Consider the following 16,709-nt stretch of genomic DNA (forward strand, 5'->3'; position numbering starts at 1 on the left):
GGATTTAACATGAGTTACAGAATGGATCGTCGCGCCTATGCAGAAACCTTTGGTCCGACAGTGGGCGATCGCATCCGATTGGCTGACACGGAATTACTGATCGAAGTAGAACGAGACCTAACAACTTACGGCGATGAAGTCAAGTTTGGTGGCGGGAAAGTTATCCGTGATGGGATGGGACAATCACCCATTTCTAACGCTGATGGTGCAGTAGATTTAGTTATTACGAACGCTTTGATTCTTGATTGGTGGGGAATTGTCAAGGCAGATATTGGCATTAAAGATGGCAAGATATTCAAAATTGGTAAAGCAGGAAATCCTTATATTCAAGATAATGTAGATATTATTATTGGTCCTGGAACGGAAGCACTGGCTGGAGAAGGGATGATTCTAACAGCTGGAGGGATCGACACTCACATTCATTTTATTTGTCCCCAACAGATTGAAGTCGCGATCGCATCCGGTATCACCACAATGATTGGTGGTGGAACCGGTCCTGCTACGGGTACAAACGCAACCACTTGTACTCCCGGACCTTGGAATATGTATCGGATGCTGCAAGCTGCTGATGCTTTTCCAGTGAACCTGGGGTTTTTAGGTAAAGGGAATACCAGCCAACCCCAAGGATTGGTGGAACAAGTGCAAGCAGGTGCGATCGCTTTAAAGCTGCATGAAGATTGGGGAACAACTCCCGCAGCGATTGATACTTGTCTCAGTGTTGCTGATGAGTACGACGTGCAAGTTGCGATTCATACCGATACCCTGAACGAGGCGGGATTTGTCGAAGATACGATCGCTGCTTTTAAGAATCGTGTTATCCACACTTATCATACCGAAGGTGCTGGAGGGGGACACGCGCCAGACATCATTAAAGTGTGTGGGGAAGTCAATGTCCTACCATCTTCCACCAATCCCACACGTCCTTACACCGTCAATACCTTGGACGAACACCTTGATATGTTGATGGTTTGCCATCACCTCGATCCAGCGATCGCTGAGGATGTGGCTTTTGCTGAATCGCGCATTCGTCGGGAAACAATTGCTGCTGAGGACATTCTGCACGACTTGGGCGCATTTAGCATGATTTCCTCTGATTCCCAAGCAATGGGACGGGTAGGAGAAGTGATTATTCGTACATGGCAAACAGCCCATAAGATGAAAGTACAACGGGGAGAACTCAACCCAATTGCTGGTATACAAGAAGAACAAAGGGCGGATAATTTTAGAGCTAAGAGATATGTTGCAAAATATACTATAAATCCAGCAATAACTCACGGTATTGCTCAGTATGTGGGATCGGTAGAAGAGGGAAAGCTAGCCGATTTGTGTTTGTGGCGTCCTGCATTTTTTGGTGTCAAGCCAGAGATAGTCATCAAAGGGGGAGCGATCGCGTGGGCGCAAATGGGTGATGCTAATGCGAGTATTCCCACTCCTCAACCAGTGCATATGCGTCCCATGTTTGGCAGTTTTGCAGGTGCGCGTCATGCTACGTCTTTCACATTTGTTTCTCAAGTTGCATTAGATAGGGAGATTAAGAGCCAATTGGGTTTGAACAAGCAAGTTGTTGCTGTTTCCGGGATACGCCAGTTGAGCAAGCGAGATATGAAATTAAATGATGCGTTACCACATATTGAGGTCGATCCAGAAACCTATGAAGTGAGGGCGGATGGCGAATTGTTGATATGCGAACCAGCAACGGTTTTGCCAATGGCTCAACGGTATTTTTTGTTTTGAATGAGTAAGTTGGAAACATACAAATAGAGCTTTATTGACAATTTCATGACCGAACAGCGCACTGATTACGATAGTCCTTGGAAAGACATTATTGAAAGATTTTTTCCTCGCTTTTTAGAATTCTTTTTCCCTGATGCTTACGCTGTTATTGATTGGACTCGACCTTTTGAATTTTTGGACACAGAACTGCAACAGCTAGAACCAGATGCAGAAATTGGTAAGCGACTTGTAGATAAAGTTGCCAAGGTTTGGCTAATTGATGGGGAAAAGGCTTGGATATTGATTCATATCGAAGTTCAAGGACAATACGACCGTCAATTTGCCCAACGAATGTACATCTATAACTACCGTTTGTTTGACCGCCACAAACAGAAAGTTATCAGTTTAGCAGTTTTGGCTGATGAAGAAGCTTCTTGGCGACCTTCAAGTTACGGGTACGCCTTAGCTGGATGTCGCGTGAGTCTGGAGTTTCCTGTCGTAAAACTTTTGGACTATGAGGCGCAATGGCAAATTTTAGAACAAAGCACTAATCCCTTTAGTGTAGTTGTCATGGCACATTTAAAAACAAAAGCAACACACAGCAACCCAGAAAATCGGCTAAAGTGGAAATTGAACATAGTCAAAGAATTATTTGAACGGGGATATAGTCGGGAAGATGTTCTAGATTTATTTCGGTTTATTGATTGGATAATGGTGTTACCAGAAGAGTTGGTACGTAGTTTTAAACAAGAAGTGAGAAGTTACGAGGAGGCTCAAAGAATGCGGTATATAACAAGTGTTGAACGTTTGGCAAAAGAAGAAAAAACAAGAGAGCATATAATTAAAATCATTCAAACGCGATTTGAAGTGGTTCCTGAAGCAGTTGTGGACGGTGTTAATAGAATCAACGATCCGTCTCTATTAGAAAACCTTTTTACAAGCGCTATTACCATTGGTTCTTTAGAAGAATTCCAACACCTTATTAACGAAAGTACCTCTGGAGCAAGTTAGAAATTGAACGTACTAAGTACTTCATCTAAAAAAACGGAAAATGTTCGTAGTTGTGCTTTAACGCTAAAGCGCAATTACGAGCATAGAAGCATCTTAAGCCTAATTTGTTAAGCCTAATTTGTTTGAGCCCTGAAAATATTATTTGAACAAGGATATAGCCGGAAAGATGTGCTGGGTGTAGTTCGGTTTATTGATTGGATAATGGTGTTACCAGAAGAGTTGGTACGTAGTTTTAAACAAGAAGTGAGAAGTTACGAGGAGGCTCAAAGAATGCGGTATGTCACAAGTGTTGAACGTTTGGCAAAAGAAGAAGAAAAGCTGCAAAATACAAGGAATCATATCATTAAAATTCTCCAAACTCGATTTGGAGTAGTTCCTGAAGCAAGTGTGACAGTTGTTAATGAAATTGGGGAGTTATCTCTACTGGAACAACTTTTTACTAGTGCTATTACAATTGGCTCTTTAGAAGAATTCCAACAACTTCTTAACGAGAGTACCTCTGGAGCAAGTTAGAATTTGAAACTAGCTTCAAGGACTTCTACTCTGTCTTGTAACTATTACGGTATATCTACTACTTTGCCATCGGCTAAATAAATGCCAATCTGAATTGAAAAACCCAATGAATGTTTGTAAATGTTGGGTTTCGTTCCTCAACCCAACCTACGCGTTTTTGTATTTTTAGGCTTAACCGACAAATATTGGATTGTAAGGGGTTGCAAGATACCCGACTTCTTTGAGAAATCGGGTATCTGACGAATTAAGAGTAAAAAATCCTTATTAGATGAGAAATTTATGATGATATTAATGGAAAAAATGATACCAATAACTAATATCTTATACTAACCTAGTATTACTGCACTTTTCCTGTTTCTCTCTTATATGAGCTCCTTATCTTCAAAGCCCGACAAAATTCTTGTTGTGGATGATTCTCCTGATAATGTATTTTTAGTAAAAACCATTCTAGAAGAAGAAGGCTATATAGTTAGTACAGCGGAGAATGGTGTTTCAGCGCTAGCAGAACTGGAAACATCAACCTGTGACTTAGTACTGCTAGACTTAATGATGCCGGGAATGGATGGCTATGAAGTCACCAAGCAGATCCGGGGAAATAAGTCATTGCCTTTTATTCCTATTCTGCTCATTACCGCCCATGATTCACCCAACGTTGCTCATGGCTTGGATTTAGGGGCTGATGATTTTATTCGCAAACCCGTGACGGTAGATGAGTTACTCGCACGCGTGCGATCGCTTCTCCGCCTCAAACATACTATAGATGAACGGGATGAAATCGATCGCCAGCGACAAGATTTTGTCTCTCGTCTCACTCATGACTTACGCACACCCCTAGTCGCTGCTGATAAGATGCTGATGCTGTTTCAAGAGGGTGCATTGGGTAATCTTTCAGATCAAATGCAAGAAGTTATTGATATCATGGCTCGCAGCAATAGCAATCTGTTGGCTATGGTCAATACTTTACTGGAAGTTTACCGCTTTGAAGCGGGTCGCAAAACCATGGCATTTCAGCCAGTCGATATTCCCAATCTACTGAGTGAAGTTGTTGGTGAATTAAACCCACTGGCTGTAGATAAAGGGCTTGCACTTCATTTAAAGTTGAGTGAAAACTCTGGTAAAGATTTGGTGATGGCAGATCGCCTGGAACTCATTCGTCTTTTTACCAATCTTGTGGGTAATGCGATTAAGTTTACAGATAACGGATCGGTCACTATCCGTGTAATACCAGCAAACGCGTCCGATCCATTCATCACTGTTGAAGTCGCAGATACGGGTTCGGGGATTTCTCTTGAAGAACAAACCACTTTGTTTGAGCGATTTCGTCAGGGAAGCCATAAGAGTTCTGGTAGTGGATTGGGCTTATACCTTTCTCGGAGAATTGCGGAAGCACATCAAGGAACTATTACCGTTCATTCGGAGGTAGGTAAAGGCAGTATTTTCACTGTAAAACTTCCCGGACAACAGTAGTTGAGGTTATCAAGAAGATGAATACTCAAGTATCAATTGCCGATCTCATTGCTCGACAACGAGAATTTTTTAAAACGGGTACAACAAAAGATGTTGATTTTCGACTCAAACAATTAAAAGTTCTCAAACAAGCGATCGGTGAAAATCAAGAAGCTATTCTTCAAGCGCTAAAAGCAGATTTGGGGAAACCAGAGTTTGAGGCTTATGGCATGGAAATTTCAACTGTCAAAGAAATCGATCGCGCTATCAAACATCTTAAAAATTGGGCTAAGCCTCAAACAGCACCCGTTTCCCTACAATTCTTTCCAGCTTCAGCACAGATTTACCCCGAACCATTAGGGGTTGTTTTGATTATTGGTCCCTGGAACTATCCATTCCATTTACTGATATCCCCCTTAATAGGTGCGATCGCAGCAGGAAACTGTACAATTCTTAAACCTTCAGAACTTGCACAACAAACTTCTTTGGTTGTTAGTAAAATTATTCAGAAATACTTCGATTCAGCATATATAAATGTAGTCGAAGGAGGTGTGGAAACCAGTCAGCAACTTCTTGCAGAAAAGTTTGACCATATCTTTTTTACTGGTGGAACAGCTGTAGGCAAAATTGTTATGGAAGCAGCTGCAAAAAACTTAACGCCAGTGACTCTAGAGTTGGGTGGCAAAAGTCCTTGCATTGTCGATTCTGATACCAACCTCGAACATACAGCCACACGCATTGCTTGGGGTAAGTTTTTGAATTCCGGACAAACTTGTATTGCACCTGATTATCTTTTAGTTGATAAAAAAATCAAAGAAAATTTATTAGTAGAAATTCAAAAGCGTTTGCAAGAATTTTATGGAGATAATCCAGCCACAAGCCCCGATTATGCCAGAATTGTCAATCAAAGACATTTTGACAGATTAGTTAATCTGATAAAAGATAGCAAAATTCTAATTGGAGGAGAAACGAATCGGGAAGAACGTTATATTGCTCCTACAGTACTCGATAATGTTTCTCCAACAGATCCAGTTATGCAGGAAGAAATTTTTGGTCCAATTCTTCCTATTATTGAATACACAGATGTACAAGAAGCAATTGATTTAATTAACTCTCGATCAAAACCTCTAGCTCTGTACTTATTTTCCAACAATAAAAGCCTGCAAAAGAAAGTTTTACAGACAACATCATCTGGCGGTGTTTGTATCAACGATACTGTCTTGCACGTTGGTGTCTCATCTTTACCATTTGGAGGTGTTGGTGATAGCGGTATGGGTAATTATCACGGTAAAGCTAGTTTTGATACATTTTCCCATTATAAAAGTGTGTTACGCAGGTCTTTCTGGTTAAACTCAAAACTGCTTTACCCTCCTTACAAGGGTAAATTGTCTCTATTGAAGCGATTTTTTAACTAAAAGAATTATGAATTATGAATTATGAATTATGAAAATTTCATCATTCACCATTCATCATTCATAATTCAGAAGCTGCTATAGCGTTCTTCCGCCCAAGGTTCTCCACGACGATGATAGCCATTGCGTTCCCAAAAGCCCAGATCCTCTTTTTCTAGGAACTCCAAGCCATTAATCCACTTAGCACTTTTCCAAGCGTAAAGGTGAGGTACAACCAATCGCAAAGGACCGCCGTGTTCAGCAGGTAAGGGTTCGCCAAAAACTTGAAAAGCAAAGAAATTTTCTTCTCTTACAAAGTCTTCCATTGAGATATTGGTGGTGTAGCCACCGTAGCAGTGTTCCATAACATGGGCTGCTTTGGAATCTACCTCAATAGATTTCATGAAATCTGTTACCTTAATGCCAGTCCATTTGACATCAAGTTTTGACCAACGTGTTACACAGTGGAAATCTGCTGTGAATTCATGATGGGGTAACTCCAAGAAATCCGACCATTTGAAGGTTTTAGGTTTTGCTAAACCCCAAACCTTAAATTCCCATTCCTCTATATTGATTTGAGGCGTTGCGCCATAGGTTAGTACGGGAAATCCCTTTGTGAGGTACTGTCCGGGTGGAACGCGATCGCCTTCTTGTTGTGTTGGCTTCTGAAAAAACTTTCCCAGCATACTAGTAGAAATATAGATTTTTTGCTAATTGCTAATTGCTAATTTTTTGCTAATAGCTAATAGCTAATTGCTAATTGAGCCGTTTGTATACCGTTAGCCATTAGCCATTAGCCGTTAGCCATTAGCTATTCTACTATTCCTCTTCTTCCTCTTCTTCAGCAGTTGGATAGACAAAGGTGGAACGTCCAGTCAGGATTGATTTGCCTAGAGACAGGGCTTTCTGGGCTTGAATTGTAGCTTTGTGTCTCCAAGTCGCTCGACGTTTATCTCGTTTCGATTTTGATGTTTTCTTCTTTGGAACAGCCATGTTTGCGGATACTGCAATTTTTGACAACCTCACTATTGTATGCTAACAAAAGGCTGAAGTGTAAACTGTAAAGGATAAAGTACTCGTCGCTGGTGAGTTAGTCCAGTTGTACTTCTTGGCGGGGGAACTTGTTTATACTTGATACTTTATCCTTCATATCTATTTTTTTGGCGGTACAGCATTTTCCCCACTTGGTTTGGGCTCGGTATTTTGAGGTGGGGGTGCAGGAGGATTGGGTGATTCTGCGTTAGCATCCTGGGTAGTAGAAAACTTACCTCCAAAAAATAGCAGCGATCGCGCTGTTTTAAAGTAAGTTGCCCAACGCTTTGGATCTGGACGTGTACGCCATTGCGGACGACTGACTTTTAATTCTAGAACTGGTGCGATCGCACCATAATTTTGTACGGAAACCATTATAGAAACATCCGTAACTAAAATATCTTGGTCAAAACTGCGTTGAGCAGCTGCTCTAGCCGCCGTTTCTGCTCTAGTTAGGAGAGTTTCGTAATTTTCTTCAGGAAAGCGGTCAATGGAAAGGTCAAGTCTGGCGGTGTAAGCTTGTGCGATCTGGGGGTTCAGTGCTTCGCTCGCTATCCATAAGGGAACTCCACTACTCATCAACACAATTACAGCAGAAGCTATCCGGATTTTCTTGCCAATGACTGGTATAGACTGAATGAGTGTTTTAAATGGATTGGTTTGAAAAAGAATAATCCTTGATGACTGAAAAACATAGCCGCTCCTCATAACTCTATAGCTCCTTAGGTGATAACCTTAATCTGAATCGCTCGAAATAAGTATCAATAATGAAAATTTTATACTTCATTGTTGGGGATTTTGGCTTCAGTACAATTATCAGTAATCCGTAATTAGCGATCGGCGACTATTAAGCGGTGATGCATACTGTAGAAGCCCTTAAATTAGGGATCGAACGTTGCTGTTCGCCAACTATTGAGCGGTTCTGTATACTGTAGAATCCCCTAAGTTTTGTATGGAAAAAAAGAAATTGATTCACGATTCAAATTTTCTACTTTAAAGTATGGTAATTAACTGGTTACTGGTTATTAGTCACTAGTCACTGTTAGAAATAGCAAACAATAACTAAACTAAAAGCACGATGGCAAACAATTGGGCGATCGCCATTGGCATCAATCAATATCATTTCTACCAACCCTTGGGTTATGCTCAAGCAGATGCTGAGGCTGTCAAAGATTTTTTAGTGACATACGGTGGTTTTTTACCGCAACAGTGTCTGTTAATGACAGATACTTCACCACCTTTTAGAGATAGACCGACACTTCCTACTAAGGAAAATATTCTGCTGTTGTTTGAAGATTTGGTAGCAACAGACTTTCAACCTCAAGACCGAGTGTGGTTTTTCTTTAGTGGTTATGGCACAAACGCTAAAGGACAAGATTACTTAATGCCGATGGATGGAAACCCCAATAGCATTGAGGAAACAGGTATAGACGTGCGCTCTATCATGCAAAGCTTGCAAGTTGCTGCACTGAATGCGTTTATCCTGCTTGATATTAACCGTGCTACTGGCTCTCAAGCAGATGCTTTTGTTGGTCAAGAATTAGTAGAGTTAGCCAAAGAATTACAAATTTCTACGATTCTTTCTTGCCAACTAGAAGAATTTTCTTATGAAAGCAGCGAATTAGGTCATGGATTTTTTACAGCAACGCTTTTGGAAGCTCTGCGTTTCGGTCATGGCAGCAGTTTAACGAATTTAGAAAACTACCTCAGTGTTCGTACACCAGAATTGTGTCAGCATCACTGGCGTCCTACACAAAATCCGATTGTTGTCCCTACCTCACAAGGGCAAATTATCTTGCCCCAATTCGATGAAAAAATCGACAAAAAAAGCGCCTCAGCTTTTGCTCGCTCGGAATTTACACCACTTGTACTAGTTGCTCCTTCTATTGGGGAGGAAGTGGAGACAAGGGGAGAAGGGGACAAGAGGGACAGGGGAGACAGGGGAGACAGGGTAGCAGCAATTTCTCCCTTGTCTACCCCCTCTCCCTTGTCTACCCCCTCTTCGTTGTCTAGCCCTCCTCCCTTGTCTACCCCCTCTCCCTTGTCTACCCCCTCTCCCTTGTCTAGCCCTCCTTCCTTGTCTCCCCCCGCTTCCACTCCCCCAAGCACTTACTCCACTTCTTCCAAAAAATCAACAAACTCTTTTCTGCCAAAACTTCTCTTTGGCAGTGTGGCTACGATGCTACTTTTATGTATCATCGCAGTGGCTGTTCTCCACGAACGAGTGGGATTGAGATTGGGGAGGCTTTTGCCCGTGTCTTCAAAAACTGACACGAATGGTAATGCTCCCCAAGGGAGCCGCTCAATAGGCGATCGCAATGCTGTTGGGGGTTCACCAAACGCTCCTACAGTTCCAGTAACAGCGTCAACGCCCTCAGATCCTATAGTGAGTCCCAAACCAACGGTCCAAATTACTTCTCAACCAACGGTCCAACCAACTTCTAGTTCCAACGAGTCTCAAAAGCGAAAACAAGCCCTAGCGGACTTGGAGAAGATGTCGCTGACTCCCAAGCAAGCAAGCAATTTACGTTTGGCAATTACAAAAGCTCGTGAAATTCCACCAAGCGATCCTCTTTACCAACAAGCTCAAACCAATGTTGAAGTTTGGAGCCGGATAATTTTGGAGTTAGCGGAAAATCGTGCAAAAGAAAAGCGTTATTCAGATGCGATCGCTGCGGCGCAATTAATTACAAAAGAGGAATCAATATACTCCAAGGCACAATTCCAGATGAGACAGTGGCGACTAATGGCAAAGCAGTATGTGAGTAACACAACTCTCGTCGATGCTGCTAGCGGCTTAGTTCGACCCGGACAGGCTTCTACATACAATCGTGCGATCGAGGTTGCCAAGAAAGTGCCACAAGGTCAACCAGGCTTTGATGTTGCTAAGAAATCTATTGACACTTGGAGCGAAAAAATTTTCGATCTTGCTCAAAGGCGTGCTAACCGAGGAGAATTTAAGTCAGCTATTGACACTGCCGTGCTAGTACCAGAAGGGACAGGTGCCTACAAACAGGCTCAGGAAGCCATTAAAAAGTGGTCAAAAAGCGATTAATGGTAATTGTTAGTGGTTATTGGTTATTGGTCAGTCTTCCATTAGCCATTAGCCATTAGCCATTAGCCATTAGCCATTAGCAATATTGCGTTACATCTTCGCCGCATTCGTCAGCCAAATAACACAATGCGCGAAAACGCAAGCTGACCACCTCGTTATACAAAGGGTTGAGCTTGCACAATGGCGGAATGCGAAATAGGGTTTTTCCAAATAGGTTGATGTCTCGCTCAAAGGGGCATTGAGATGGGATAGATTTGCACAAGCGGTGCGCTATCTCGCGATTTTGTACTTGAAAATTATCCAACCACTGCCTTAACGGTTTGAGAATATCAAAGTGAGGCTTGGGAGATGAACCGCGTAGTCCAACCGCTTTAGTTTCGTTTTCTGGTGCTGGATTTAACGATACCCAGCTTGCAACAAAAATTCTTTTTGGGGTATTATGGTATACCTTCATTTTGCAATCCTCTCTTTGATTGAGGGTCTTTAACTGCCTGCTGAAAATCTACAACATTGTCATGACTCGTCCCGGAAAAATCTTGTCCTGACTTGAGATGCAATTTGACAATCTGTACAACCTGATGATTGAGTAGCTACTAGCATCAAAGCCTGTTTTATATTAAGTCAAGTTAACAACAATTTCCTTTTGATCGGAAGTGTGGTACTAGCATCTTGTTTATAACTTGACACAACGATTAAATTCTAATGAAGTCATCTGCCGTTGGGTATAGCTAAATCAAACTTTTACAAAACTTTATGTTTCATTCCTTAACCAGCCTTTTTCTTAAGTAAAAATACTGGTAAATAGCAGTTGGAGGTTGATTATTAGCTTCTAGCCAAACTACGTAAATTTTACATTGTTTTTACCTCACAAACGGTACAGCTATATTTAAAGAAAAAATATAAGTTTGTCAAGAAAAGTAAAGTTTTAATAAAAAAGTATATAGCGATCGCAAACTGCGTACAAGAGGGAGTAAGAAACTGGGAATTGAGAGTTCTTCCTTGTCCTCCGTGTCCCTAACCCCTATGCTTTTGCTTCAATTTGCAATTTACGGTGTCTTAGGACTGACTTACTTGGGGTTAGCAATTGGTTTTTTCCCCGGTTTACGCATGAACCGCGCCACAATCGCCCTAGTAGGTTCGGCATTTCTGATTGCGCTGGGTGTTCTCAAGTTGCAGGAAGCTTGGGATGCAATTGATGCCAAAACTATTGTGTTTCTGCTCAGCATGATGGTTGTTAATGCCAATTTATCTTTTGCTGGCTTTTTTCCGCGATCCCTGCTGGTATTGCTTAGTTTTACTCGCAGTCCATTCGGCTTAATAACTGTCTTGACTTTTGGTAGTGGTGTCCTGTCTGCTTTTTTTCTCAATGACACCTTAGCCCTAGTTTTTACCCCACTCACCTTGAGTCTTACAAAGAGCTTAAATTTAAATCCAATTCCCTATTTGCTTGCAGTCGCTGGCGCAACTAATATTGGTTCTGTCGCTACCTTGAGTGGAAATCCCCAAAATATTCTCATCGGTTCTTTTTCGGGGATCGGTTATTTAGATTTTGCAAGGGCATTGACTCCCGTTGCTTTGATAGGTTTGGTAATTCAGGTTGGGTTGTTGTGGCTACTATACCCAAGTGTGCGATCGACTCAACCGTGCAGCTCGTTGCCGAATGGTAAAGCACGTGTTTACAAACCTTTGTATCAAAAAACTTTAACGATCGCGACTGGATTGTTGATTGCTTTTGCTGTGGGCTTACCTCTTGCTGAATCTGCCCTGATTGCAGCGAGTTTGTTACTTATCACTCGGCGGATTAAACCACAGCGCATTCTCAAACAAGTCGATTGGAATCTTCTGGTTATGTTTTCTGGGCTGTTTATTCTTTCAAGGGTAACGCAAAAGTTGAATTTGCTTGAGCCGTTCACTCATGCAACTGGTTCTCCTATTGGTCTTTTAAGTGTCACGGCTGTATTGTCGAACCTGATTTCTAATGTTCCTGCGGTATTGCTTCTCCAACCTTTAATTCCTCAAGACAATTCCCAGTCTTGGCTGTTGCTAGCGGCTGGATCGACTTTGGCTGGAAATCTCACTTTGTTTGGATCGGTCGCTAATTTAATTGTTGTGGAAGCAGCTGCTGAGTTGGGTTACAAGCTGACTTTTTTAGAGCATTTGCGCTTTGGATTACCTCTAACTGTCTTAACTTTACTTCTGACTTTTCTGCTGATTGCTTAAACTCAAATCTCTCGTTCCCATGTTTAGCCTGGGAACGAGAGTAACTAGATCGAGGGAGGGCAAAGCCCCCTCTCGCATTGAGATGAGGGGATAATTTACGATGCGACTTGAGCCGCCGTGCGAGTGCGGCGTCTTCTACCATCAGCAACTTTTACCGGAGGTTCATCAGGAATTTGCATCAGTAATGTCACTGTTGGTTGACAATGCAGTTCTCTTTTCAAGGAGCGTGCGAGTTCTTTTTCCAAATGCTCTTGCAATCCAACCCAATCTACTTCTAGTTGATCGCTTCCATAAGAAGAGGTGGAAAATTCAGACCAACGCACGTTCAGGATTTCTTCAATTCGCTGCTGCACCCATTTTTGCAGTAGCGATCGCTCAAAACTAGTCACAACACCGCGCAGGTGAATTTCTGGCTTCGCCATAAGTTTCCCTGTCCAATCTATTGCTGTTGCAATTGTGACAATACCTTCTTCTGCCATGCGTTGCCGTTCGTGCAGGACTTTGTCGCTAACCATGCCAATACCGGATGTATCTACTAGTTCCAATCCGGCTGGTACTTTACCTGCGACACGAATAGATTCTTCTGTCAATTCTACAACATTGCCATTTTGAATAATGACCATGTTTTCAGCAGGAATACCCATGCTTTGGGCTGTTTGGCTGTGTTTTACCAGCATCCGGTGTTCCCCGTGAACTGGTAAGAAGAATTTGGGCTTGGTTAGAGCAATCATCAGCTTTTGGTCTTCCTGACATCCATGCCCTGAGACGTGAATGCCTTTTTCTCGACCGTAGACCACATTTGCCCCTTGCATCATTAATTGATCGATGACAGTTACCACTGCGATGGTATTACCGGGAATGGGATTGGCTGAAAATACCACTGTATCCCCTTGCCGAATTTTGATGTGGGGATGCTCTTGCTTGGCAATTCTCGTCATGGCTGACATTGGCTCACCTTGAGAACCTGTTGTCAGAACGAGTACGTTTTCATCGGGAAGATTGCGAACTACGTGCAACGGTTGTAGTAGATTGTCTTCGCACTTGATATATCCTAAATTCCGGGCATGGGCAATTAAATTGAGCATGGAACGCCCAACCACTGTCACCGTGCGTTTGTACTTTTGTGCGAGATGCAAAATCATATTGATGCGATGCACGCTCGAGGCAAAGGTTGTAACAAAGAGCCGTCCGGTGGCTTGAGTAAAAACCCTTTCTAAATTTGGATATACCGAACCTTCTGAAGGGGTGAATCCTGGAACTTCTGAGTTCGTGGAATCACTCATCAAACAAAGGACGCCTTTTTCTCCGTGTTCGGCTAGCCTTTGGATATCAAAACGTTCGCCATCTACTGGAGTATGGTCAAATTTGAAATCTCCTGTATGAATGACTACACCGAGAGGGGTATGAATGGCTACGGTAAAGCTATCAGCTATAGAGTGGGTATTGCGGATGAATTCAACAAAGAAATGTTTGCCAATTCTGACGACATCCCGAGGCTGAACAGTCTTCAACTCCGTGCGATCGCGGACTCCTGCTTCTTCCAACTTACCCTCTAGCATCGCCAATGCTAATCTCGGACCGTAAATAACAGGAATTTCAAATTGTTTTAAATGAAAAGCTATACCGCCAATATGATCTTCATGACCGTGGGTAACAATCATACCCTTAATTTTGTGACGGTTTTCCCTTATATAAGTCATGTCTGGTAAGACAATATTCACCCCGTGCATGGCTTCTGTAGGGAAAGCTAATCCCGCATCTAAAAGGATAATTTCATCCTCGTACTCGAAAACGCAGGTATTTTTACCAATTTCGTGCAAGCCACCCAATGGAATAATTTTTAGGGCAGCAGAAGTTTCGTTTTTTACCATTTTCTCCCTTGGTTGTTCTTCGTTAAAAATTTGAGATTTTAGAGCGTTGTTTCTCTGTCGTTCAAAACACAAGATTTAGAAGTTTTCTTGTAATAGAAACACGGACAATATATGTAAGTGAATGCAAATAAAAGTCATTATGTGATGACATGGAAAATTGTTATAACCGTTTCAAATTAACAATGACAAATGATAACCCTCGCTAGTTAACTTTATTTTTGACGACTCACCAAACTGCTTAATTTAAATGGGCTTGAAAAGCTTGGAATTCATAATTATATTCACTTCATTCTTAACACAGACTTTCGCTCTGCGATATGGTAAAATCACGCACATTTTCTTAACACATAGCTTAACTAGCAAACACCCCACACGTGTTTAACTCGTTGTTGCTTTGAGGAGATTGAGTTCCTGAAGAACCGTTTCTAACTTTTGACTGACTTCTGGATCGGCCTCAGTTAGTGGTAGACGACTTGAACCCACGTTCCAACCCACAAGGTTCAATGCTTTCTTAATTGGAATTGGATTGGTAGTTGCAAATAAAGCTTTAAATAAAGGAAACAGTTGGAGATGTATTTCCCTAGCTGACTGAACCTGACCTATTTCAAAAGCTTGAATCATTTGCTGTAGTTGGTTCCCTACAAGGTGAGAAGCTACGCTAACCACTCCCTTTGCCCCCACTGCTAACAAAGGTAGTGTTAAATAATCATCGCCAGAATAGATCGGGAAATCTTTTGGTGTCAACCGACGAATCTCGCTCGCTTGGTCTAAATTTCCACTTGATTCTTTTATTCCTACAATATTATCAATTTCCGCTAAACGCGCCACTGTCGGTGGTAAAAGATTTTGACCTGTGCGTCCGGGAACGTTGTATAGCAATATCGGCAATTCTGGCGTTGCCTGGGCGATCGCCTGAAAATGCTGATACAGGCCTGCTTGCGGCGGCTTATTGTAGTAAGGAACCACTTGCAGCGTGCCATGTACTCCTATTGTAGCTGCCTTTTGGGTAGCAGCAATTGCTTCTTTGGTGGAATTCGATCCACACCCTGCTATAACAAGAGCTTTTCCTTGCACTGCTTGCAGCACCACAGAGAACAACTGGTATTCCTCGTCCCAAGTTAAAGTTGGGGATTCTCCAGTTGTACCGCACACGACTATTGTATCGGTTCCGTTGCTAGCTAGATGCACCGCTAGTTCTGCTGCTACATCGTAATTTACACTACCGTCTTCACGTAACGGTGTAATCATAGCGGTTAGAACTCTACCAAAATCTACCACCCTCAGTTTTCTCCTAATTTTTTGTTAATTGTTAGTTGTTCATTGTGAATTGTTAGTGGTTAGTTGTTCCTAAGCTACTAACCACTAACTAATAACTACTAACCGCTAACCACCAATTCCTGTGGCTTTAACCAACTTTTTTCAACTAACAATTCAGCAATTTGTATGGCATTCAATGCTGCGCCCTTGCGGATTTGATCTCCACACAGCCATAGTTCTAAACCGGAGGGGTGTGAGATGTCTTGACGAATTCTTCCCACTAAAACTTCATCTTGACCTGTAGCTTCCATTGGCATTGGAAAATAGTTTGCCTGCCAATTTTCCACCAACTTTACACCAGGTGCTTGCTGCAGAATTTCTCTTGCTTTTTCTGGGCTAAAGTGTTCTTCAAACTCTAGGTTAATTGCTTCTGAGTGAGCGCGGAGTACGGGAACCCGCACGCAAGTTGCCGTAATTCTTATACTTTCTTCTCCAAAGATTTTACGGGTTTCATTAACCATTTTCATTTCTTCCTCACAGTACCCGGAATCATTCAATGGGGAGTTGTGGGGAAATAAATTAAACGCTAAGGGGTAGGGAAACACTTCAGCAACAGGTTGTTTACCTGCTAGGATGTCGCTTGTTTGAGTTTTTACTTCCTCCATAGCTCTAGCACCCGCACCACTAGCTGATTGATATGTTGCAGCTACTATACGGCGCACGGGTTTTATCTTGTGCAATGGCCAAACAGCCACTGCCATCAAAATTGTGGTGCAGTTGGGATTGGCGATTATGCCTTTATGGGTTGCGGCGCTTTCTGGATTTACCTCTGGAACAACTAGGGGAACTTCCGGATTCATGCGAAAGGCACTGGAATTGTCTATAACCACAGCACCAGAGGCCACAGCTTTTGGTGCCAAAGCTTTTGAGGTGGAACCTCCTGCGCTTGCAAGGACTAAATCTACGTTCTCAAAGACCTTTTCACTGACTGGCTCTACTAATAAACTTTCCCCTTTGAACGATATCCTCTTACCCGCACTCCGCTCGGATGCCAATAGCTTGAGATCGGAAACAGGGAAATTCCGTTCGGACAGTAAATCTAGCAACTCTTGACCAACAGCACCGGTCGCTCCCAAAATAGCTATGCGATAGGATTTAGACAAACTGGCTTCCTCCTCTAAATAGTGTTTATGTGCGAGT

General features: G+C 42.3%; 14 protein-coding genes. 7 read left to right on the forward strand and 7 right to left on the reverse strand.

What is annotated here, in order from left to right; all coding sequences use genetic code 11:
- The first annotated feature begins 21 nt into the window (after positions 1–21).
- The 5 genes from ureC to AB0756_RS18220 all read left to right on the forward strand — a co-directional run bounded on the left by ureC (position 22) and on the right by AB0756_RS18220 (position 6,098).
- Positions 22–1,734, forward strand: coding sequence for an urease subunit alpha (gene ureC, locus AB0756_RS18200; RefSeq protein ID WP_038085030.1), 1,713 nt, complete (start codon positions 22–24; stop codon positions 1,732–1,734).
- A gap of 45 nt (positions 1,735–1,779) precedes the next feature.
- Complete coding sequence (locus AB0756_RS18205) at positions 1,780–2,724, forward strand: RpnC/YadD family protein (protein ID WP_038085028.1); 945 nt, start codon at positions 1,780–1,782, stop codon at positions 2,722–2,724.
- Positions 2,725–2,925: 201 nt separating this feature from the next.
- The gene (locus AB0756_RS18210) at positions 2,926–3,237 is read left to right on the forward strand and encodes a hypothetical protein (RefSeq protein ID WP_408019825.1); all 312 of its coding nucleotides are present in this window, start codon (positions 2,926–2,928) and stop codon (positions 3,235–3,237) included.
- Between the two features lie 366 nt (positions 3,238–3,603).
- Positions 3,604–4,704 carry a sensor histidine kinase gene (locus AB0756_RS18215; protein WP_038085026.1) on the forward strand — a complete coding sequence of 367 codons (1,101 nt, stop codon included), beginning with the start codon at positions 3,604–3,606 and terminating at the stop codon, positions 4,702–4,704.
- 17 nt (positions 4,705–4,721) lie between these two features.
- Complete coding sequence (locus AB0756_RS18220; RefSeq protein WP_038085024.1) at positions 4,722–6,098, forward strand: aldehyde dehydrogenase; 1,377 nt, start codon at positions 4,722–4,724, stop codon at positions 6,096–6,098.
- A gap of 65 nt (positions 6,099–6,163) precedes the next feature.
- Here AB0756_RS18220 and AB0756_RS18225 read toward each other — a convergent pair whose 3' ends face one another.
- The 3 genes from AB0756_RS18225 to AB0756_RS18235 form a co-directional block, all read right to left on the reverse strand.
- Complete coding sequence (locus tag AB0756_RS18225; protein WP_038085022.1) at positions 6,164–6,760, reverse strand: sulfite oxidase-like oxidoreductase; 597 nt, start codon at positions 6,758–6,760, stop codon at positions 6,164–6,166.
- A gap of 133 nt (positions 6,761–6,893) precedes the next feature.
- Entirely contained in the window at positions 6,894–7,067 is a 174-nt protein-coding gene (gene rpmF / locus AB0756_RS18230; protein ID WP_038116823.1) for a 50S ribosomal protein L32, read from the reverse strand.
- Positions 7,068–7,226: 159 nt separating this feature from the next.
- Positions 7,227–7,736 carry a hypothetical protein gene (locus AB0756_RS18235; RefSeq protein ID WP_038116834.1) on the reverse strand — a complete coding sequence of 170 codons (510 nt, stop codon included), beginning with the start codon at positions 7,734–7,736 and terminating at the stop codon, positions 7,227–7,229.
- Positions 7,737–8,184: 448 nt separating this feature from the next.
- Here AB0756_RS18235 and AB0756_RS18240 point away from each other — a divergent pair, with 448 nt between their 5' ends.
- Positions 8,185–10,161, forward strand: coding sequence for a caspase family protein (locus AB0756_RS18240; protein WP_167844705.1), 1,977 nt, complete (start codon positions 8,185–8,187; stop codon positions 10,159–10,161).
- A gap of 76 nt (positions 10,162–10,237) precedes the next feature.
- Here the strand turns inward: AB0756_RS18240 and AB0756_RS18245 are convergent, their stop codons facing one another.
- Positions 10,238–10,615 carry a Mo-dependent nitrogenase C-terminal domain-containing protein gene (locus AB0756_RS18245; protein WP_038086259.1) on the reverse strand — a complete coding sequence of 126 codons (378 nt, stop codon included), beginning with the start codon at positions 10,613–10,615 and terminating at the stop codon, positions 10,238–10,240.
- 569 nt (positions 10,616–11,184) lie between these two features.
- Between AB0756_RS18245 and AB0756_RS18250 the strand changes: the two genes are divergently transcribed.
- Positions 11,185–12,381, forward strand: coding sequence for an anion transporter (locus AB0756_RS18250; RefSeq protein ID WP_038086261.1), 1,197 nt, complete (start codon positions 11,185–11,187; stop codon positions 12,379–12,381).
- A gap of 95 nt (positions 12,382–12,476) precedes the next feature.
- On the opposite strand, the gene AB0756_RS18255 is transcribed toward AB0756_RS18250, so the two are convergent.
- The 3 genes from AB0756_RS18255 to AB0756_RS18265 all read right to left on the reverse strand — a co-directional run bounded on the left by AB0756_RS18255 (position 12,477) and on the right by AB0756_RS18265 (position 16,672).
- Positions 12,477–14,252: a ribonuclease J gene (locus tag AB0756_RS18255; protein WP_038086263.1), complete on the reverse strand. Its 1,776-nt coding sequence runs from the start codon at positions 14,250–14,252 to the stop codon at positions 12,477–12,479.
- 378 nt (positions 14,253–14,630) lie between these two features.
- Entirely contained in the window at positions 14,631–15,530 is a 900-nt protein-coding gene (gene dapA / locus AB0756_RS18260; protein WP_038086265.1) for a 4-hydroxy-tetrahydrodipicolinate synthase, read from the reverse strand.
- 98 nt (positions 15,531–15,628) lie between these two features.
- Positions 15,629–16,672, reverse strand: a complete 1,044-nt coding sequence (locus AB0756_RS18265) for an aspartate-semialdehyde dehydrogenase (protein WP_038086299.1) — start codon at positions 16,670–16,672, stop codon at positions 15,629–15,631.
- Positions 16,673–16,709 lie beyond the last annotated feature (37 nt).

Source organism: Tolypothrix campylonemoides VB511288_2, assembly GCF_045999855.1.
GTDB classification, from domain to species: Bacteria; Cyanobacteriota; Cyanobacteriia; order Cyanobacteriales; family Nostocaceae; genus Scytonema; species Scytonema bouteillei_A.

What these genes read in the sequence shown, in the direction of transcription:
- AB0756_RS18225 (WP_038085022.1), bottom strand. Translation starts at nt 6,760, where the DNA reads ATGCTGGGAAAGTTTTTTCAGAAGCCAACACAACAAGAAGGCGATCGC.
- AB0756_RS18210 (WP_408019825.1), top strand. Translation starts at nt 2,926, where the DNA reads ATGGTGTTACCAGAAGAGTTGGTACGTAGTTTTAAACAAGAAGTGAGA.
- rpmF (WP_038116823.1), bottom strand. Translation starts at nt 7,067, where the DNA reads ATGGCTGTTCCAAAGAAGAAAACATCAAAATCGAAACGAGATAAACGT.
- AB0756_RS18245 (WP_038086259.1), bottom strand. Translation starts at nt 10,615, where the DNA reads ATGAAGGTATACCATAATACCCCAAAAAGAATTTTTGTTGCAAGCTGG.
- AB0756_RS18220 (WP_038085024.1), top strand. Translation starts at nt 4,722, where the DNA reads ATGAATACTCAAGTATCAATTGCCGATCTCATTGCTCGACAACGAGAA.
- ureC (WP_038085030.1), top strand. Translation starts at nt 22, where the DNA reads ATGGATCGTCGCGCCTATGCAGAAACCTTTGGTCCGACAGTGGGCGAT.
- AB0756_RS18255 (WP_038086263.1), bottom strand. Translation starts at nt 14,252, where the DNA reads ATGGTAAAAAACGAAACTTCTGCTGCCCTAAAAATTATTCCATTGGGT.
- AB0756_RS18240 (WP_167844705.1), top strand. Translation starts at nt 8,185, where the DNA reads ATGGCAAACAATTGGGCGATCGCCATTGGCATCAATCAATATCATTTC.
- AB0756_RS18205 (WP_038085028.1), top strand. Translation starts at nt 1,780, where the DNA reads ATGACCGAACAGCGCACTGATTACGATAGTCCTTGGAAAGACATTATT.
- AB0756_RS18215 (WP_038085026.1), top strand. Translation starts at nt 3,604, where the DNA reads ATGAGCTCCTTATCTTCAAAGCCCGACAAAATTCTTGTTGTGGATGAT.
- AB0756_RS18250 (WP_038086261.1), top strand. Translation starts at nt 11,185, where the DNA reads ATGCTTTTGCTTCAATTTGCAATTTACGGTGTCTTAGGACTGACTTAC.